The sequence below is a fragment of the Pseudomonas sp. CCC3.1 genome, assembly GCF_034347405.1.
GTDB lineage: Bacteria > Pseudomonadota > Gammaproteobacteria > Pseudomonadales > Pseudomonadaceae > Aquipseudomonas.
The window spans coordinates 205,143-225,464 of the sequence record NZ_CP133778.1; the positions used below are offsets into that span (position 1 = coordinate 205,143).

Consider the following 20,322-nt stretch of genomic DNA (forward strand, 5'->3'; position numbering starts at 1 on the left):
TTCCATAAATCTTATAAGAGGATCTCTGCATTGTGAGTTCACATTCTTTTTCTCTGGCTGCTTTGACCGTGCTGGAAGTCTCGCCCGTTGAAATGGTCGAAATAGCAGCCCGTACCGGCTATAGCCATGTTGGCCTGCGTTTGGAGCCATCAACGCCTGAAGAGCATCACTTCCCGTTGGTCAGTGATGCGGATCTACGTAGGAAAACGCAAAAACACCTGCGTGATACCGGGATCAAAGTGCTCGATATCGAAATTCTTCGCCTTAAACCGCAGACCCGCGTGTCAGACTTCGCCACAATCCTGGCCTTGGGTGCTGAATTTGGCGCAACCGAGTTGCTGGTCGCGGGTAACGATCCGGATGAACAGCGACAGGCCGATAACTTTGCCGCGTTGTGTGATTTGAGCCTGGCGTACGGCATTCATCCGCACCTTGAATTCATGCCCTGGACCGATGCGCGGGATCTGTCGCAGGCGCTGCGCATTGTCGAGAACGCCGGACGTGAGAATGGCTGCGTGCTGGTGGATGCCTTCCATTTCAATCGTTCGGGGTCCAGTCTCGAAGAGCTCGCGCGCGTCCCACCGTCGCGGCTGCGGTATATGCAGCTGTGTGATGTCGCCGGGCCAAGGCCTGATGACATGCAGGAAATACTGCGTCAGGCGCGCAATGAACGGCGTTTTCCAGGAGACGGGGACTGTGACTTGCTCGGGTTGTTGAAATGCATGCCTGCCGATATACCGCTTAGCCTGGAGGTGCCTTGTGTGCAGTTATTGGCTCAGGGCGTCAGCGCCGAGCAGCGGGCGCAATTGGCTATAGATAAAACCCGAGCGCTTTTGCGCCAGCTTGTAGTGCAGGTTTAGCCCACTATCAGTTCATTGCTGCACACGAGGTGTTCGATGACATTGCCTACGCCACTCTCAGGCGTTAACCAGCCGCTCAAGGGCATTTTGCTGATAGTGACAGCCACCGCGTTGTTCTCCAGCCACGATGCGTTGTCCAAGTACTTGAGTGGTTTGTACCCGGTGGTGATGGTGGTGTGGGCGCGCTATATGGTGCACACCCTGCTGATGGCCAGCTACTTCTTGCCGCAATCGGGGTTGCGGGTGTTACGCAGCAAGCGCCCGTTGCTGCAGGTGTATCGGGCGATTTGTCTGCTAGGGTCCGGGCTGTTTTTTACCTTTGGCCTGCTGTACATCCCGTTGGCAGAAAACACCGCGGTTAACTTTTTGGCGCCGTTGTTGGTGGCGGCCCTGTCCGGGCCGTTGCTTGGCGAAAAAGTCACGCGGGGTCAGTGGATCGCGGTGAGCTTCGGATTTATCGGGGTGGTGGTGATCATCCATCCGGGAGGCGAGTTGTTTACCCCGGCCGTCTTGCTGCCGATGGCGGCAGCGCTGTGTTTCAGTTGCTACCAGATCCTGACGCGCAAACTCAGCCTGTACGATACGCCGACCACCAGTAACTTCTTTGCCGGGTTATTTAACGCCTTGGTGCTGAGTGCGCTGGTACCGTTCTTCTGGCAGACGCCCACGTTTGTGCATGGTCTTGAAATGCTCGCACTGGGCTCCCTGGGCATGACCGCGCATTTGCTCCTCACACAGTCGTTCCGGCTGGCCGCCCCGGCATTGTTGGCGCCTTTCAGTTACTGCCAGATTGTGTTTTCCGGCCTGCTGGGCTGGCTGCTGTTCAACCACACGCCTGACCTGACATCACGGATCGGCATTGCGATTGTCTGCATCAGCGGGTTGGCGGCGGCTTGGCAACAGCGCAAGAAAAAGGCGGTTTGAGTAACAACACACCCTGTAGGAGCGAGCTTGCCTCGCGATCTTTTGATCTTGATGAAGCACCCCTCTCCTGAATGAGAGGGGCTATTTGAGCGTTCCAGACTGAACTCAAACCTGTGGGATTTTTCGCGGTGCCATGAAGTACATCCACGTCAGCGCAATGAAGTACATCGCCGGAATCATGGTGAACAGCAGGGTGTAATTGTTGTTGGTGACGGTCAGCACATACCCCACGAACTGAGTCATGAACATCCCGCCGATGGCCGCGCACATGCCGCCAAAACCGAACACCGTGCCCATCATGTGTTTAGGCGTGTAGTCCATCACCATGCTCCACACGTTGGCTGTCCAGGCCTGATGCGCCCCGAGGGCCAGCGCGATGGCGCCCACGGCAACCCACAGTTGGCTGGAACCCGCCGCCATCACCACACCGATGATGCAGATTGCGCACAACAGCATCGACACCAGGCGTGCCTTGACTGCCGCCATGCCACGGCTGATCAGCACGGAAGACAAAATCCCGCCGCCCACGCTGCCGAAGTCGGCGGTGAGGTAAATGATGATCAGCGGGATGCCCATTTGCGTCACGCTAATGCCCAGGTTGTATTGCTGGTTCAGATAAGGCGGCAGCCAATACAGGTAGAACCAAAACACGGGAGCTGTCATCGAGTAGGACAGTGCGAAGGCCCACGTACCGCGCATTTTCAGAATGGTGGCGAAGGACACCTGCTTGTGTTCTGGCTCCTGCTCGCTCTGGATGTACTCCAGTTCTTCTTTGGTCACGGTCGGATGCTGTTCCGGGTTGTAGTATTTCAGCCCCCAGAAGATCAGCCAGATACCGCCCAATGAAGCCATGCACAAAAACGCAGCCTGCCAGCCCCACACATGCAATACCAACGGCAGCAGCATGGGCGTGAACATGGCGCCCACGTTGGTCCCGGCGTTGAAGATGCCGCTGGCCACGGCGCGTTCGCTGGCCGGGAACCACAGGCGTGTGGTTTTCACGCAGGCTGGGTAATTGGCCGCCTCGGTCAGCCCGAGAATAAAGCGGCAGATCATAAAGCCGACAGCCGAGGTGGCCAGGCCGTGCGCACCCGTTGCCAGACTCCACAGCAAGACGGCACAGAAGAACACGCGCTTGACGCCGATCCGGTCGATCAGGCGGCCTTGCAGGACGAAGCCAATCGCGTAGCCCACCTGAAACCAGAAGTTGATGTTGGCGTAGTCCATCGCCGTCCAGCTCATTTCCTTGGCCAGAATCGGTTGCATCACGCCCAACGCGGCGCGGTCGATGTAGTTCAGCGTGGTCGCGAAAAACACCAGGGCGAGCATGCCCCAGCGGGTTTTACCAATGGCCATGGCGCTGCGCATCCGGTCACCGAGACCGGCACCTGGGGTGGCTTGGGCAGCATTGACGCGTGCAGATTGAGAAGGGGTCATGGTTATTTACCCGTCCGTTGTAGGGTCGGGCACCACGCAAGCGGCATAGCAAAGCAGGGCGTCATATCAGTAAGTGCAAGCATGAGCGGTTACCCGTTTCTTGGAATTGTTATGTGGTGTTGTGCAACGTATGGAACAGGTAGTACGTATTGGATGGTGGCGATTGGACAAAAAGTCGTCAATTCGACATTGGGCATAGTGTTCGATAATCGCACGCAAAACTAACCGGTTGGTACAGACTGGTTGCTCAATGATAGGGTGCCCTTAATAATCAGGCTATATAAGAAATGCCATCGGTTGCCGGCCCAGGAGTTAAAAATGAAGCGTTCGATCGCCACTGTTTCTTTGAGCGGCACATTGCCGGAGAAACTCGACGCCATTGCGGCGGCCGGTTTTGATGGGGTCGAGATCTTTGAAAATGACCTGCTCTACTACGACGGCAGCCCGCGTGAAGTGCGCCAGATCTGTGCAGACCTGGGTTTAGAGATCAGCCTGTTTCAGCCTTTTCGCGACTTTGAAGGCTGCCGCCGTGACCGGCTGGCACGCAACCTGGACCGCGCCGAGCGCAAATTCGACTTGATGCAAGAACTCGGCACCGACCTGGTGCTGGTGTGCAGTAACGCTGCCCCCGACTCCGTGGGTGACCGGCAGATTCTGCTGGACGACCTGAGCCTGCTCGCCGAGCGTGCCGGGGCGCGCAACCTGCGCATCGGCTACGAAGCCTTGGCATGGGGGCGCCACGTGAACACCTGGCAACAGGTCTGGGATCTGGTGCGCCACATTGACCACCCGAATCTCGGTGTGTTGCTCGACAGCTTCCACACTTTGTCGCTGAAGGGCGATCCGAGTGCCATTGCACAGATTCCGGGCGACAAAATCTTCTTTGTGCAAATGGCCGACGCGCCGATTTTAGCCATGGACGTGCTGGAGTGGAGTCGCCACTTCCGCTGCTTCCCGGGGCAGGGCGAGTTCGATTTGCCGGGCTTTTTGGCGCCGATCATTCAGAGCGGCTACACCGGGCCGTTGTCGCTGGAAATCTTCAATGATGGTTTCCGCGCTGCGCCTACCCGCGCCAATGCCGCCGATGGCTTGCGCTCGTTGCTGTACCTCGAAGAGAAAACCCGCGAACGCCTGGCGCAACAGGCCGCTCCCGCAGCCACGCTGGAACCGCTGTTTTCGCCGCCTGAAGCCAGCCAATACAACGGCATCGAATTTCTTGAATTTGCCGTCGATGACAATCAGGGCGCGCAACTGACGCACTGGCTCGAACGGCTGGGGTTCAGCAAGGCTGGGCAACATCGCTCGAAAAATGTGAGCTTGCTGCGCCAGGGCGATATCAACCTGATTCTCAACGCGGAGCCGTATTCGTTCGCGCATAACTTTTTTGAGGCGCATGGCCCATCGCTGTGCGCCACGGCGATCCGTGTGCAAGACAGCGCCAGCGCGCTGGCCCGCGCCGTGGCCTATAAAGGTCAGCCCTATCGCGGTCTGGTCGGCCCTAATGAACTGGAGCTGGCCGCCGTTCGAGCCCCCGATGGCAGCCTGATTTATCTGGTCGATCAGGACGAAGCAGGCAAACCGCTGTACGAATCTGACTTCAACCTCACCTCATCCCCGGCAACCCAGGGTGGGCTCAAGCGCATTGACCACATGGCCATGGCGCTGCCAGCAGACAGCCTCGACAGCTGGGTGCTGTTCTACAAGAGCTTGCTGGACTTTGAAGCGGATGACGAAGTGGTGTTGCCGGACCCCTACGGGCTGGTTAAAAGCCGCGCATTGCGTAGCCGATGCAGCACGATTCGCTTACCGCTGAACATTTCTGAAAACAGAAACACCGCCATCTCACACGCGTTGTCGAGTTATCGCGGTTCAGGCGTGCACCACATTGCGTTTGAGTGCGATGACCTGTTTGCTGAAGTCAGCCGTGCCAAAGCCGCAGGCGTGCCGCTGCTGGATATTCCGCTGAACTACTACGACGATCTGGCCGCGCGTTTTGATTTTGACGATGAGTTCTTGAGCGAGCTGGCCTATTTCAACGTGCTGTACGACCGAGACGCGCAGGGCGGCGAGTTGTTCCATGTGTACACCGAGCCGTTTGCAGGGCGCTTCTTCTTTGAGTTGTTACAGCGCAAAAACGGCTATGCCGGTTATGGCGCGGCCAACGTTGCGGTCCGCCTGGCGGCGATGGCCAAGTCACGTACGGGCGCGGTGCGTCAGGCAAAGCTGTAGGACGGTGGTCGAATACAGGTGTCGACTTCCTTCGTTTAACCGGGCGGGCCATAATCGCGGCCATCCCCAGATGGCCGTGAGCCTTTAATGACCCAGATCCCAGAAGTCGACACCGGCGCGATGGCGCCGGCAGTTGAACCGCGCAAGAGCCGGAAAAACAACCCGGAGAAGACCCGCGAAAACATCCTGCAAGAAGCCCTTGCCGAGTTTGTGGAACAGGGGCTCACGGGCGCACGGGTGGACGCCATCGCGGAGCGTACCCGTACCTCCAAGCGCATGATCTATTACTACTTCACCAGCAAAGAGCAGCTGTATATCGAAGTGCTGGAGAAGCTCTACGGCGAGATCCGCAGCACTGAGAACTTGCTGCACCTCGATGAGCTTGAACCTCGCGAAGCGATTCAGCGGCTGGTCGAGTTCACCTTTGATCACCATGACCTGAACGCTGATTTTGTGCGCATGGTCAGCGTCGAAAATATTCACAAGGGCGAATACATCAAGCGTTCAGAAGGCATCAAAGCCATGAACGACACGATTGTTCATGCGCTCGAAAACATTCTGCGACGCGGCGTTGAGCAGCAGGTTTTTCGCCCCGGCTTGAACCCGTTGGACGTGCACTTGCTGGTCAGTTCGTTCTGTTTTTATCGCGTGTCGAATCGCTACACAGTCGGCGAAATTTTTCAGATCGATTTGTCCGACCCGCAGGTCAAACAGCGTCAACGCCAAATGATCTGCGACTCGGTGTTGCGCTACTTGCAGGTGTGATGGGGGGCGAAGCGCCCCCGGACAGCGCGCCTGCGGTTTAACCGTTCATTTCCTGAAAATGCGCCAGCATGCGATCTGCGTCAGCGCTCGCACCGCTGATCAATTCAAACGCCTTGACCGCTTGAAACACCGCCATGTTGCCGCCATCCAGTGTGCGGCAGCCCAGGGCGCGGGCGTGTCGCAGTAACTCGGTTTGCAGCGGAAAGTACACAATTTCGGCCACCCACAACGCGCCATGCAGCCACTGCGTGGGCACCGGCATGCCAGGCAACTTGGCCATGCCCATCGGCGTGGTATTGACCAGCCCGTCGGCTTTGGCCAGTGCGCTTTGAAGGTCAGTACCCGCTTTGGCCCGGGCGCCGGGAAAGTGCTGATTCAGGTTGTCTGCCAGGCTTTGCGCACGTTCGGTGTCGACATCAAAAATCTCTAACTGTTGAACGCCTTCACTGAGCAGCGCGTAGGCCACGGCTGAGCCTGCACCGCCTGCGCCCATTTGGACCACGTGTTGCACGGCAACGCCGCTCAGGCCGCGACGAAAACCCTCCGCAAAGCCCGAGCAGTCAGTGTTGTGCCCGATGCGTTTGCCGTCCTTCAACACCACGGTGTTCACCGCGCCGATCCCGCGCGCTTGATCAGACAGCTCGTCGAGCCACGGCATGATTGCCTGCTTGCACGGATAGGTAATGTTCAACCCGCTCAACCCCATGCGTTCGGCGGCGTTCAGCAAGTCGGGCAGGGCGTTGTTATCGAGGTGCAACACCTCGAGATCAATCAGTTGATAAACGTAACGCAGCCCTTGCGCTGCGCCCTCGCGCTCATGCATTGCAGGGGTGCGTGACGCCTGAATGCCCGCGCCGATCAGCCCGGCGACTATCGACGTTGACGTGTGGATCGACATGGCGCTTACCCCTTCAACTGGCGGCTGAGATGTTGCAGCGCCAGGCGATAGCCGTTGCTGCCAAAGCCGCACAGCACTGCCTGGGCAATGCCCGAGACAAACGAGTGATGACGGAAGGCTTCACGTGTGTGGACGTTGGACAGATGAACTTCGATCACGGGCAGCTCGCAGGCGACCAAGGCATCGCGAATCGCCACCGAGGTGTGGGTCCAGGCGGCCGGGTTGATCACAATGGCCGCGCAACGCTTACGTGCTGCGTGAATCCAGTCGAGCAATTCACCCTCGTGGTTGGTCTGGCGAAATTCGACTTTCAAGCCTTCTTCACTGGCCGTGCGGCCGCACAAGTCGGCAATGTCAGCCAGCGTCTCGTGGCCATAAATGCCGGGTTCTCGGCTGCCAAGCAGATTGAGGTTGGGGCCATTGAGCACCAGAACGATTGGGGACATATAAGGCAACTCTTCGTTGTTTTTATGAGGTCGCCTGAGCGCTGCTCAGTCGGTTGGATTAAATTGTACCAACCGGTTAATCAGGTCAATTGCGCCGCTAATGTCGGGCCGGCTTTCTCCCAATAAGTGGGCGTTTATCGAACGCTGCGTTATGCAAGTTAATATCAATTGAAAATCATTCTCGACAAAAAGTAAGATAGCCGCCCCTTTTCCTTCTAGTGCCAGGGAGCCGGTTTGTCGGATATGGACCTCAAGGGCTTGTTCCTCAAGCATGCCAGTACCCTGCGCGGGTATCTGGCGCGCAAGGTACGAGACCCACAGTTGGCCGCGGATCTGGTGCAGGAAAGCTTCCTGCGCATGGCCGAGCGCGGGCGCAAAGAGCACATCGACAATTCCCCCGGCTACCTCTATCGCGTCGCTGGCAATTTGCTGGTCGATCACATCCGCCAGGAAAACCGCCGCAAGACTGACTCGGTGACCCATGAGGCATTGGCTGACATCGAAGATGAACTGGCAGGGCTGGAGGCTCAGGCGATGGCTGAACAACAGCGCATGGCGCTAAAGCAGGCATTGTCAGAACTGCCTGAGCGCACGCAGGAAATCTTCCGGCTCAACCGCATCGAAGGCATGACCCATGCTGAAGTCGCGCGTCACCTTGAAATTTCTGACAGTTCAGTGCAAAAACATCTGTCGAAAGCGTTGGCGTATGTCATGCAACGCCTACAAGTGCCTGAGAAATAACCTGCCAGTCTTTCGATAAACGGCTTACTGATAATTGCTCGGTAAGACGTCACTGCTTATATACAACGAGAAATTGAGATTCACACGTGAATAGCCAAGGCCCCGAACAACAGATCATCACTGAGACGGCCGCCGAGTGGGCGGTGCGCCTGCACGCGGGTGACCTGGACGAGGCGGCGCAGGCACAACTCGAACAATGGTTGGCGGCTGATGAACGCCATGTGTCTGCCTTGCAGTTTGCCAAGCAAACCTGGGCGGCCTTGGGGGCACTGGCACTGGACCCGGAAATGGCCAGGCCAGCCCCACGCCGTCAGCGCCCTGAAGCGCAGCGGACCGCGCCGGTGACTCGGCGCAGACGCCCGCTGCGCTGGGTCGGACGTGCTGCGGTACTGTCCTTGGTGTTGGCGGTTGGTTGGATCAGCGGCCCGACGCTGCTGATTAACATGCAGTCCGACTACCGCACTGGCGCAGGAGAAATCCGCACCGTCCAGCTCGACGATGGCAGCTCGGTGGAGCTGGACGCGTCGAGCGCCATCCGCATCGACTACGACACTGACGAGCGGCGCATCAGCCTGCTCGCAGGCTCGGCAGTGTTTGATGTGGCACCGATGGGCGAGGCAGAAGTCCGGCCCTTTGTGGTGCAAAGCGCAGGCGGTCAAACCAAAGCCTTGGGCACTCAGTTTGTGGTGGGGCGCGAGAGCAGCGATCAGGCGTGGGTGGGCGTGTTGCAGCACAGCGTCGCGGTCAGCCTGCAAAACCCGCCGGTTCAAGGCGCGCTGCGGCAAATGCTTGAAGAAGGGCAAAGTGCTCGCTACAGCGCAAACAGTGGCGTGCAACCTTTGCAAGGTTTCGACCTGAGTGCGGCCACCGGCTGGCGGCGAGGCGTGCTGGTGTTTGATCGCCAGCCGTTGGGGCACGTCATCGAACAACTCAACCGCTATCGGTCCGGGCAAATCGTCCTGGCCAACCCCGCGTTGGCGAGTCGGCATGTCAGCGGTGTGTTCCGCCTCGACATGCTCGACACCGCGCTGCACACCCTCACCCAAGAGCTGCACGTAAAACGTGTGGAACTGGCGGGCGTCAGCCTGATTTACTGATTCTTGGCACAGACCTGTAGTCGCTGTCGCAGGCTGCGAAGGGGTGCGGAGCAACCCGTTTCCTTGAAGCGTATGCGGACCTCTCGCAGCCTGCGGCAGCGACTACAAGAGATCTCATGGCCAGCGAAATCACACGCTAAAAATTAATCGCAAAAACCTTTACTGACTTTTCCCTGCTGCGTCGTCTTGCTATTGAGATTCATTCTCAAAACAAAATAGGCAAGCCTGGGGATAACAAAAATGATCGTTAGTCAGCGCAAAGGGGTGCATTCCGCAAGTCGGTTAGCCTTTGCTGTGCATGTCGCAATTTTGGCCGTGTTGGCGGCACAAGCACCGGCGCACGCCGTTGAAAAAGTCAGCAGCGCCATTGCACAAGAATTCATCGCCTTCCACATCCCGGCGCAGCCGCTGGACAAAGCGGTGCTGGCCTATGCCGAGCAAGCCGGTATGCAGGTGCTGTTCGACAGCCAAATGCTGCAAGGCCTGAAATCCATTGCGCTGAACGGTGATTTTGGTGCGCAAGAAGGCCTGGCGCGACTGTTGGGCAGCAACCCGGTGGAGTACCGCTTCACCGGCGAACGCCAAGTGACCCTGACCCGTGTCAGTGGCGACGCGAAAGGCGCGTTGGCACTGGGCACTACGTCGGTCACCGCCAGTGAAGGCAACGGCAATAGTGCTGACTGGGTGTACCAGACCCCTCAATCGGTGTCGGTGATTACCCGCGAACAAATCAATAAACGCGCCCCGCGTCATGCTGCTGACATGCTGGAAGAAACCTCAGGCGTGTACACCGCCGTCAACCAGCGTGACCAGGGTCTGTCGGTCAACATCCGCGGTATTCAGGACTATGGCCGGGTCAACATGAACGTTGACGGCATGCGCCAGAACTTCAACGTCAACGGCCACCAGCAACGCAATGGCGTAATGCTGATCGACCCGGAAATGGTCTCCAACGTCGAAATCGACAAAGGCGCCCAGTCCGGCATGGGCGGTGCGGGGGTACTGGGAGGCATTGCCAGCTTTAACACACTGCAAGCCAGCGAGTTCCTGGAAGACGGCAAAGAGTACGGCGGGCGCATCCGGGCCGGCAGCGGTATCGGTCAATTGGGTAACGGCACCTATTTCAATGGCGGTGGCGTCTTCGCATTTGGCAATGATCTTGGCGATGTTTTGGTCGCCTATAGCGAGCGCCATTTTGGTGACTACCGTACCGGTCGGCAAAACGCCGATAACCTGGGCGTAAATATTCGCAACAAGAACAAATATCGAGAAGCCTGGAAAGACTGGCTGACCAGTGAGGTAGGCGATACCGGCAGCGTGACCCGTTCGCAGATGGTCAAGTTCGGGCTGAACCTGCCCAACGACCAGCGAGCGCAGTTCACTTACCTGGAAACCGACAGCGACAGCACTGACGCATGGACGGAACTCAATGCGACGCAGGATGGTTACGATTATGTGCGTACCGGTAAAAGCAATATCAATACCGGCAACCTGGCGCTGGATTACAGCTACAACCCGGATAACGAGCTGATCGACCTCAAGAGCAAGCTCTATTACGTCAATACGCAACTTGATCGGCGCAATGCCCCCCACAAGGCGTCGGCTGATAGTGGTAATGCATTTGATGGTTACGAAGATGAGTTTCGCACCAGCACATGGGGTTTTCAGGTAGAAAACACGTCCCGGTTTGACTTCAACAACTACGGGCAACTGAGCTGGAACTATGGCCTGGAAAGCTATCAGGACACCTTGAAATCCAAGAACAATCTGGTGCCGGCCGAGAACGAGACGGATCTGCCCTGGGTCGAGGGAGCAGACCCGGAAGGCAAACGCACCATGGCCAGCCTGTTCAATACCCTGCACTACCAGTACAGCTATTGGCTGACGCTGGATGCCGGGTTGCGTTATGACCGCTATCGCCTGGAAGGCAAGACAGGCATGAGCTTATGGCAAGCGCCAGTCACTCCAGGGGAGAATGGTGGCGAGGTGATGACATCGGGGAGTTCTGTAAGAAATGTTCACTTCTATGATTCCGATCGTGAAGAAGGCAAGTTTTCACCGACGTTTGGTATAGGGATAAAGCCCGGAGTTGATTGGTTGCAGTTCTATGGGCGATGGGGCCAAGGCTGGCGCCCGCCGGCGGTGACTGAGGTGTTTATGACCGGGCGGCCCCATGGGGGGAATGCGCCGGAGCGGGTTTACCCCAATCCCTACCTGAAAGCTGAGGAAAACCGGGAATGGGAGTTCGGCTTAAATATCTTTAAAGAATCCTTGTTCTTTAATAATGATCGGCTTGGAGTGAAAGTTGCTTACTTTGACAATAACATCAAGAACTTTTCATTTTTACACTATGGTATCTCTCTACCCGGTTCAGCAGATATTTCCACGTCGGGTCGTTCGGCGTATGTGAATAACCAGGCGGAGACCCGTTTTCGAGGCGTTGAATATCAGTTGAATTACGATATGGGGCGGTTGTATACCAACCTGAGTTACACGCATATGATTGGCAGTAATGAGTTTTGCTCAAGTGGGTACTATATGGGCGGAGCCAAGAAAAGGGGCGAGCTTATTAAGATAATCAGGACGCCCTACACCCGGCCTAATGGCACGATTGGCTACACCAATACTAGAGTCTATGAATGGCTCGATGACTCGGACAGGAACAACAAAATCGATTGCGGATCTACTATGGGTAATGCGGCATATATGCCCGCAGATCGAGGGTCTCTAACAGTGGGTGCCCGTTTCCTTGAGCGGCGCCTGGACACCGGGATACGCTTGCGCCACAGCCCTGGTAATGGCGCGGGCCTGAATGAACGGAGTTCCGCCGGTATAGAGCAAGCACGCTGGCCTAAATACAGCGTGTACGACCTGTATGCCAGTTACTGGCCGACGGACACGTTGAATATTACCTTGTCATTAGAGAACGCTACCGACGAAGCCTATTTTGTGGCCATGGGCGATGGCAATAACTTGAGCATGGCGCGCGGTCGGACATTGAGTGGCATGCTCGAATATAAATTTTAAATAACGGGCTGCTTGCTTCGTTATATAAAAGATTGCTCGTTGTGAGCAAAGGCGTGCATCGCTGCGCGCCACTTCACTGAAACTATCTAAGGAAGAAACTTAAGTCATGACTATTTCGATTAACTACAGCTCGTTTATTGGTTCTGATTCGATTGGTGACGTACTTAGTGAGTGGGCTCAAGGTTTTAAAACTGCGGGTCACGGTCTAAGCAATACCGGTGGTTTCAATAGTGGCGATCGTGCTCAAGATGGTGAGCAGTATGCGACGCATGGCGCCAATAATTCGGACTACGCCTTTATCGCAGGAAGCGATACCAGCAATGGCCTGCATTATGAGTACAACCCTGATATCTCTGCTGGCAATAACATGAACCACTACCTGTGGGGTGAACTGGACAGCGTGAGTCTGGGTGAAGTGCTGACTGGCGGTTCGGGCAGCGCGTTTGGCCTAGGCGACTACACCGTCTCCTTCAACGGCCTCGACCTGTCCGCCGCCAGCGATGCTGGCCGTGCAGGCAACGCTGTTCAGGACGTGATCTACGGCCTGATGCGCGGCAACGTGGCGGGTCTGGAAGGCGTGCTCAACACCCTGCTGAGCGAGTTTGGCCTGTCTACCGATTCGACCTTCGACCAACTGGCTGCGGCCGGCCTGGCTCATGCCGATGCACCGCTGGCGGCTGACATCAGCCTAGTGGGCGTGCAGGAAGTGGCTCAGGACTGGGCACTGGCGGCGTAATACGGGCTCACCTCAGTGAACTCCAATCCCGTGGGAGCCGGGCTTGCCCGCGATGGCATCAGCGTGGTCTGACAGACAAACCGCGACGTATGCATCGCAGGCAAGCCAGCTCCCACAGGATCTCTGGCCCACTACCTCGGAACCTTTCCATGACCCGGCCCAAAGCCAACGAGATGCTGGCTGCCTTGACGGCCTACAAACGTGCTTTTTTCAACATTGGCCTGTTCTCGGCCGTGATCAATTTACTGATGCTGGCCCCCGCGCTGTACATGTTGCAGGTGTACGACCGGGTATTGGCATCGGGCAATGAAATGACCCTGTTGATGCTGACGCTGATGATCCTCGGCCTGTTTGGCCTGATGGGCGCGTTGGAATGGGTGCGCAGCCAGGTGGTGATCCGCCTCGGCACGCAAATGGACATGCGCTTGAATCAGCGCGTCTACGACGCCGCCTTTGAGGCGCAATTACGCAGCGGCAGCCCGGCGGCAGGGCAGGCGCTGAATGACCTGACCAGCCTGCGTCAGTTCGCGACCGGCAATGCGCTGTTCGCTTTTTTCGATGCGCCGTGGTTTCCGGTGTACCTGTGTGTGATCTTTATGTTCAGCCCGTGGTTGGGGCTGCTGGCCCTCGGGGGGGCGGTGCTGTTGATGTTGCTGGCGTGGCTCAATCAGCGGGTCTCGCAGGGGCCGCTCAAGGCCGCCAGCGAGTTATCGGTTGAAGCCACCCAGCAAGCCAGCGCGCATTTGCGCAATGCCGAAGCGATTGAGGCGATGGGCATGCTCGGGACCTTGCGCGGCCGTTGGCTGGCGCAGCACACGGCATTCCTGGCGCAGCAGAACCTGGCCAGTGAAAAAACTGCCAGTGTCGGTGCCTGGTCCAAAGGCGTACGTCTGGCCCTGCAATCACTGGTACTGGGGCTGGGCGCATTGCTGGCGGTGCAAGGGCAAATCACCGCCGGGATGATGATCGCCGGTTCCATTTTGATGGGCCGGGTGCTGAGCCCTATCGATCAGTTGATTGGCGTGTGGAAGCAATGGAGTTCGGCGCGCCTGGCCTATCAACGCCTCGAATCACTGTTGCAGGCGCATCCGGCCCGCCCGCAGCGCATGGCGCTGCCCGTTCCACGGGGTGAACTGGCGGTCGAGCAACTCAGCGCCAGCGCACCCGGAACGCGGCGTGCCACGTTGAGCAACCTGACTTTTACCCTGCCCGCCGGGCACGTGCTCGGTGTGATCGGGCCGTCAGGCTGCGGCAAGTCGACCTTGGCCCGTTTGCTGGTTGGCGTCTGGCAGCCGCTGGCAGGCAAGGTTCGGCTGGATGGCGCGGAGCTGTCGCAGTGGGATAAACAGCAACTTGGCCCGCATTTGGGTTATTTGCCCCAGGACATTCAGCTGTTTGCCGGGACCATCGCGCAAAACATCGCACGCTTTGCGGATGTCGATTCCGACAAGGTGCTGGCCGCGGCGCAGTTGGCGGGTGTGCACTCACTGATTGTGCAACTGCCGGAAGGTTACGAAACCCGCCTGGGTGACGGCGGCGCTGGGTTGTCGGGCGGGCAGAAGCAACGCATCGGCCTGGCTCGTGCCTTGTACGGCTTGCCCGCGCTGATCGTGCTCGATGAGCCCAACGCCAACCTTGATGAAGCCGGGGAGCACGCCTTGTTACAGGCCATTGCCCAACTCAAACAGCTCAAGCGCACGCTGATTTTGATCACGCACAAACCCAACGTACTGACCCTCACGGATCAGCTGTTGATCCTGCGTGAAGGCCAGTTACAAGCCTTTGGCCCCACCGCCAAGGTGCTCGCCGCGCCCAAGCCAGCGGCGCCCAAACCGGCCATGAATGTGAGCTACCGACTGGGCACCGTAGAGGCGAATAAAGCATGAGTGCCGCAAACGCCAAACCGCCCTATGAGAGTAACGTCCTGCAACTGGACGACCGCCGCCATGCGCGCCTGGGTTGGCTGTTGATGCTCGGCGGGTTTCTCGGGTTTCTTGCTTGGGCTGCTTTGGCGCCGCTGGACAAAGGCGTCGCAGTGTCGGGCAAGGTCATGGTGTCGGGTAATCGCAAAGTGGTGCAGCATCCCAGCGGCGGGATTGTTGAGCGCATCGACGTGCGTGATGGCGACCGTGTGCAAGCGGGGCAAGTGCTGATCCGGCTCAAGGAAACCCCGTTGCTGGGGCAGGCGCAGTCGCTGCGCAGCCAGTTTTATGGCTCGTTGGCCAGCGAGGCCCGGCTCAATGCCGAGGTTGAGGGCGCTGCGAGTGTGAGTTTTCCTGCTGAACTGATGACGCTGCATCACGAGCCCGAAGTGGCATCGAACCTGGCGTTGCAACGTCAGTTGTTCGCCAGTCGGCGTCAGGCGTTGCTGCTCGATCAGCAAGGCATCGGTGAAAGCATCGCCGGTGCCGAGGCGCAATTGCGCGGGGTGCGTGACTCGCAAGCCAATAAGGTGTTGCAACGCACGGCATTGGACGAGCAACTGCAAGGCCTGCGCGAGTTGGCCCGCGAGGGTTACATCCCGCGTAATCGACTGCTGGACAGCGAGCGGGTGTACGCCCAAGTGCTGGGCTCGATCAGCGAAGACTACGGCCGCATCGGTCAATTGCAGCGTCAGGTGCAGGAGATGCGCCTGAAAATTCGCCAACTGAGCGAGGAATATCAGAAAGAAGTCCGTACGCAATTGGCGGACACCCGCATACGCAGCGAAGATTTACGCAACCGCTTGGCGTCGGCGGAGTTTGAACTGGCCAACAGCCAGTTACGCGCTCCAGTGGCGGGGATTGTGGTTGGTCTTGATGTGTTTACCGAGGGCGGGGTGATCCGGCCTGGCCAGGCCTTGATGGAAATCGTGCCGCAAGGTGAGCCGTTACTGGTCGAGGCGCGGGTGCCTGTGGAACTGGCCGACAAAGTTCACGCCGGGTTACCCGTGCAATTGATGTTCTCGGCCTTTAGCCAAAGCACCACGCCACGGGTGGCGGGCGAGGTGACGCTGGTGTCGGCAGACCGTCAGGTCGATGAACGCACCGATGAACCGTATTACACGCTGCGGGCACAGGTCAGCGCCGAGGGGATGGCGCAACTGGCCGGTTTGCAAATTCGCCCTGGCATGCCGGTCGAGGCCTTTGTGCGCACCGGCGAGCGCTCGATGCTTAATTACCTGTTTAAACCCTTACTGGACCGCACGCACATGGCGTTGGTGGAGGAATGAGTGTGCGTCGATTGTGCTGCGGAGTGTTGATGCTGGGCGCGGTTTGGGCCAGCCCGGTACAGGCATTGGGTTTGCTTGAAGCGTATGACTTGGCGGTGCGCAACGATCCGACCTTTCAGGCGGCGATAGAGGAACGGGCCGCGGGCCAGGAAAACCGGGCCCTCGGGCGTTCAGCCCTGTTGCCGACGCTGGTGTGGAATTACAGCAATTCGCGCAATGAGTCTGAAGTCACGCAATCGCACACGAAGACAGACCGCGATTACCGCAGCTATGCGGCGACGCTGACCCTGCAGCAACCGCTGCTGGACTACGAGGCCTACGCACGCTTTAAACAAGGCGCGGCGCAGGCCTTGCTGGCCGACGAGCGTTTTCGCAGTAAAAGCCAGTATTTGGCGGTGCGGGTTTTGAGTGCCTACAGTCAGGCCTTGTTGGCGCAGGAGCGGATTGAGTTGAGCCGGGCGCAGAAACGGGCGTACAGCGAGCGCTTGCAACTCAACCAACGCCTGTTAAAAGGGGGAGAGGGCACTCGTACCGATGTGCTGGAAACCCAGGCCCGCCTGAGCCTGGCCGTCGCCCAGGAAATCGAAGCCCAAGACACGCTGGATGCCGCCTTGCACGAGCTGGAGGCCATGCTCGGTGAGCCGTTACAGGTGGAGCAGCTTGATCCGTTATTGCCGCACTTCACCATTCAGCCACTGGAGCCGCAGCGCTTTGAAAGCTGGCGCGAACTGGCCCTGGCCAATAACCCGGACCTGGCGTCGCAACAGCACGCCCTGACGTCGGCCGAGTACGAAGTGGAACGCAAGCGGGCCGGGCATCTGCCCAAGCTCAGTGTGTACGCGAGCAGTCGGCAAACCAGCTCGGACTCTGAGAGCACCTACCATCAGAAGTACGACACCAACAGCGTCGGCATTCAGCTCAGCGTGCCGTTGTTTGCCGGGGGCTCGGTGTCGGCATCGACCCGGCAGGCGGCGCGGCAGTTGTCGCAGGCGCAGTACGAACTGGACGCGCAAACAGCCGCGACGTTGGTGGACTTGCGCAAGCAGTACAACCTCAACAGCAGCGCAGCGGCCAAGGTGCGGGCCTATGAAATGGCCGTGCAGTCAGCCAGCGCGCTGGTCAATGCGACGCGCAAAAGCGTGAGTGGCGGGGAGCGGGTCAATCTGGATGTACTGGATGCCGAGCAGCAACTGTATAGCGCCAAGCGGGATTTGGCCGAGGCAAAGTACGCGTATTTACTGGCGCGGGTGCAGCTCAAGTACTACGCGGGCTTATTGAATGACGCGGATTTGTTGCAGGTGGCGGGGTATTTTTACGTTCAGAAACCGTAGCGCGTCCATCGCGGGCACGCCCGCTCCCACAGGGGCTTGAAGGGCTCTTGTGGGGGCGGGGTTGCTCGCGATCAGACCTTAACGACGAACCAGTAACACACCCGATTCCATGTGGTGAGTCCACGGGAACTGGTCAAACACGGCGCAACGCTCAATACGATGGGTATCGTGCAGTTGGGCGATGTTCTCAGCCAATGTCAGCGGGTTACACGAGATGTACAGGATGTTGTCGAAGCGACGCGTCAGCTCGCAGGTGTCCGGGTCCATGCCGGCACGTGGCGGGTCAACAAAGACGCTGCCGAATTCGTAGCTTTTCAGGTCGATGCCCTGCAAGCGGCGGAACGGGCGGACTTCGTTCAGGGCTTCGGTCAGTTCTTCAGCCGACAAACGCACCAGCGTGACGTTATCCACAGCGTTGTCGCTGAGGTTGTTCAAGGCGGCGTACACCGATGTCTTGCTGATTTCGGTGGCCAGCACCTTGCGCACACGGGTTGCCAGCGGCAGGGTGAAGTTGCCGTTGCCGCAGTACAGCTCCAGCAAATCATCCGAACGCTCGCCCAGTGCCTCGTATGCCCAATTGAGCATCTTCTGGTTGACCGTGCCGTTTGGCTGAGTGAACGCGCCTTCTGGCTGTTGATACGTGAAGGTGCGACCCGCAACCTCAAGTTTCTCAACCACGTAGTCGCGGCCAATCACCACGCGTTTGCCCTTGGAGCGGCCAATGACGCTGATTTCAAGGTCTTTGGCCAGCTGCTCGGCGGCATTTTGCCAGTGCTCGTCCAGCGGGCGGTGATAGCACAAGGTGACCATCGCATCGCCCGCCAAGGTGGTCTGGAACTCCACCTGGAACAGCTTATGGCTCAGCGCCGAACTGGCTTGCCAGGCGGCCTTGAGCTGCGGCATCAGTTGATTGATGCGCAGGCTGGCAATCGGGAAGTCTTCGATCAGGATCGGCGTGCGTTTGTCATCTTGGGCGAACATCGCGTAATGGCGCTCGCCGCCTTCGCGCCACAGGCGGAATTCGGCGCGCAGGCGAAAGTGTTTCAGCGGTGAGTCAAACACCTGAGGTTCAGGCGCGTCGAACGGCGCTAACAGCTCGCGCAGACGATTGGCCTTGGACTCAAGTTCAACGGCGTAGGTAGCAGAATCAAACGGCAATGCACTCATGCGTTAAACCAACCCAGCTTGACCACAAACAGAACCGACAAAATGATCAGCGGGGCATTCAGTTCGCGAGCGCGGCCCGACAGCAACTTGATCACGGTCCAGGAAATAAAGCCAAAAGCGATGCCATTGGCGATGGAGTAAGTGAACGGCATGGCCAGCGCGGTGATGACCACCGGGGCGGCAACGGTCACGTCGTCCCATTCGATTTCGGCCAGGCCGCTCATCATCAACACCGCCACAAACATCAGCGCAGGCGCGGTGGCAAAGGCCGGAACGCTGGCGGCCAATGGCGAGAAAAACAAGGCCAGCAAGAACATGATGCCGACCACGATGGCAGTCAGACCAGTACGGCCACCGGCGCTCACGCCTGCTGCCGACTCGATGTAACTGGTGGTGGTCGAGGTGCCCAGCAGCGAACCGGCCATGGCCGCGGTGCTGTCGGCGATCAGGGCGCGGCCCATTTTTGGCATGTGCCCGTCTTTGCCCATCAGGCCTGCGCGCTTGGCCACGCCGATCAGGGTGCCGGAGTTGTCGAACAGGTCGACGAACAGGAAGGCGAAGATCACGCTGACCAGACCAATGTCCAGTGCGCCTTTAATATCCAGTTGCAGGAAGGTCGGGGCCAGGGACGGCGGCATCGACATTACGCCACCGAACTCAGTCACGCCCATTGCGATGGACGCGATGGTCACGGCCAGAATGCCGATCAATACCGCGCCGCGCATTTTCAGGGCTTCAAGGGCCACGATCAGGGCAAAGCCCAAGGATGCCAGGATGACTTTTGGCTGCGTCAGGTCGCCCATGCCCACCAGGGTCGCCTTGTTGGCAACCACGATACCGGCGTTACCCAGCGCGATCAGCGCCAGGAACAGGCCGATACCGGCGGCAATGGCCGAGCGCAGCGGCAGCGGGATGCTGTTGATGATCCATTCGCGGATGCGAAAGATCGACAACAGGAAGAACAGCACGGCTGAAATGAAGACCGCACCCAGCGCCACTTGCCAGGTGTGGCCCATGTGCAGGACCACGGTGTAGGTGAAGAAGGCGTTCAAACCCATGCCCGGCGCCAGCGCGATCGGGTAGTTGGCGATGATGCCCATGGTCGCCGAGCCGATGGCCGCTGCCAGGCAGGTCGCGACAAACACCGCACCTTTGTCCATGCCCGTTTCGCCGAGGATGCTCGGGTTTACGAAGAGGATGTAGGCCATCGCCAGGAAGGTGGTGATACCCGCAAGAATCTCGGTTCGCACATTGGTGTTGTGTGCCTTGAGTTGAAACAGCCTTTCCAGCATGCCAGTCCCCGTGGCGCCACTGGCGCCGTGATTAAATCGTTTTCAACAGCAAAGCACAGACTTCTAAGGCCTGATGTTTTTCTGTCTGTCGGAAAAAGCCGCGCATCATACCAGCAGCTCGGACGTCTGGCTGCTTGCAGGGCCATGTTTTGTAACGTCGT

16 protein-coding genes are annotated in these 20,322 nt (G+C 58.4%); 11 read left to right on the top strand and 5 right to left on the bottom strand.

Translation table 11 applies throughout. The features are described 5' to 3' along the window. Window positions 1-32: 32 nt before the first annotated feature. Together RHM56_RS01015 and RHM56_RS01020 are read left to right on the top strand one after the other, a co-directional pair. On the top strand, window positions 33-860 hold the full coding sequence (locus RHM56_RS01015) for a sugar phosphate isomerase/epimerase (protein ID WP_322237686.1): 828 nt from the start codon (window positions 33-35) through the stop codon (window positions 858-860). 36 nt (window positions 861-896) lie between these two features. Continuing rightward, window positions 897-1,784 (top strand): DMT family transporter, encoded by an 888-nt coding sequence (locus tag RHM56_RS01020; protein ID WP_322237689.1) that lies wholly within the window; start codon window positions 897-899, stop codon window positions 1,782-1,784. A gap of 105 nt (window positions 1,785-1,889) precedes the next feature. Here RHM56_RS01020 and RHM56_RS01025 read toward each other — a convergent pair whose 3' ends face one another. Beyond that, entirely contained in the window at window positions 1,890-3,221 is a 1,332-nt protein-coding gene (locus RHM56_RS01025) for an MFS transporter (RefSeq protein WP_322237692.1), read from the bottom strand. A gap of 318 nt (window positions 3,222-3,539) precedes the next feature. Here RHM56_RS01025 and quiC point away from each other — a divergent pair, with 318 nt between their 5' ends. Further along, a complete protein-coding gene (quiC, locus tag RHM56_RS01030; protein WP_322237695.1) occupies window positions 3,540-5,450 on the top strand; it encodes a 3-dehydroshikimate dehydratase QuiC in 1,911 nt (636 codons plus the stop codon). 87 nt (window positions 5,451-5,537) lie between these two features. After that, a complete protein-coding gene (locus RHM56_RS01035) occupies window positions 5,538-6,215 on the top strand; it encodes a TetR/AcrR family transcriptional regulator (protein WP_322237697.1) in 678 nt (225 codons plus the stop codon). Between the two features lie 37 nt (window positions 6,216-6,252). Here the strand turns inward: RHM56_RS01035 and RHM56_RS01040 are convergent, their stop codons facing one another. Together RHM56_RS01040 and aroQ are read right to left on the bottom strand one after the other, a co-directional pair. After that, complete coding sequence (locus RHM56_RS01040) at window positions 6,253-7,113, bottom strand: shikimate dehydrogenase (RefSeq protein WP_322237700.1); 861 nt, start codon at window positions 7,111-7,113, stop codon at window positions 6,253-6,255. Window positions 7,114-7,118: 5 nt separating this feature from the next. Next, on the bottom strand, window positions 7,119-7,559 hold the full coding sequence (gene aroQ, locus RHM56_RS01045; protein WP_322237703.1) for a type II 3-dehydroquinate dehydratase: 441 nt from the start codon (window positions 7,557-7,559) through the stop codon (window positions 7,119-7,121). Window positions 7,560-7,793: 234 nt separating this feature from the next. On the opposite strand from aroQ, the gene RHM56_RS01050 reads away from it, so the two are divergent. From RHM56_RS01050 to RHM56_RS01080, 7 genes are all read left to right on the top strand, one after another. Then, the gene (locus tag RHM56_RS01050) at window positions 7,794-8,300 is read left to right on the top strand and encodes a sigma-70 family RNA polymerase sigma factor (RefSeq protein WP_322237706.1); all 507 of its coding nucleotides are present in this window, start codon (window positions 7,794-7,796) and stop codon (window positions 8,298-8,300) included. An 86-nt stretch (window positions 8,301-8,386) separates the two neighbouring features. Then, window positions 8,387-9,397, top strand: coding sequence for a FecR family protein (locus tag RHM56_RS01055; RefSeq protein WP_322237708.1), 1,011 nt, complete (start codon window positions 8,387-8,389; stop codon window positions 9,395-9,397). A gap of 240 nt (window positions 9,398-9,637) precedes the next feature. Continuing rightward, a complete protein-coding gene (locus RHM56_RS01060) occupies window positions 9,638-12,424 on the top strand; it encodes a TonB-dependent receptor (protein ID WP_322237711.1) in 2,787 nt (928 codons plus the stop codon). A gap of 106 nt (window positions 12,425-12,530) precedes the next feature. Beyond that, complete coding sequence (locus RHM56_RS01065) at window positions 12,531-13,160, top strand: heme acquisition protein HasA (protein WP_322237713.1); 630 nt, start codon at window positions 12,531-12,533, stop codon at window positions 13,158-13,160. Between the two features lie 149 nt (window positions 13,161-13,309). Continuing rightward, complete coding sequence (locus RHM56_RS01070; protein WP_322237715.1) at window positions 13,310-15,046, top strand: type I secretion system permease/ATPase; 1,737 nt, start codon at window positions 13,310-13,312, stop codon at window positions 15,044-15,046. Beyond that, a complete protein-coding gene (locus RHM56_RS01075; protein ID WP_322237718.1) occupies window positions 15,043-16,371 on the top strand; it encodes an HlyD family type I secretion periplasmic adaptor subunit in 1,329 nt (442 codons plus the stop codon). Before RHM56_RS01070 ends, RHM56_RS01075 begins: the two co-directional genes overlap by 4 nt. After that, window positions 16,368-17,702 (top strand): TolC family outer membrane protein, encoded by a 1,335-nt coding sequence (locus tag RHM56_RS01080; RefSeq protein WP_322237722.1) that lies wholly within the window; start codon window positions 16,368-16,370, stop codon window positions 17,700-17,702. The genes RHM56_RS01075 and RHM56_RS01080 overlap by 4 nt, the downstream gene beginning before the upstream one ends. Before the next feature lie 78 nt (window positions 17,703-17,780). On the opposite strand, the gene trmA is transcribed toward RHM56_RS01080, so the two are convergent. Together trmA and RHM56_RS01090 are read right to left on the bottom strand one after the other, a co-directional pair. Then, window positions 17,781-18,869, bottom strand: a complete 1,089-nt coding sequence (gene trmA / locus RHM56_RS01085; protein ID WP_322237724.1) for a tRNA (uridine(54)-C5)-methyltransferase TrmA — start codon at window positions 18,867-18,869, stop codon at window positions 17,781-17,783. Beyond that, window positions 18,866-20,161 (bottom strand): NCS2 family permease, encoded by a 1,296-nt coding sequence (locus tag RHM56_RS01090; protein WP_322237726.1) that lies wholly within the window; start codon window positions 20,159-20,161, stop codon window positions 18,866-18,868. Before RHM56_RS01090 ends, trmA begins: the two co-directional genes overlap by 4 nt. Between the last annotated feature and the right edge of the window lie 161 nt (window positions 20,162-20,322).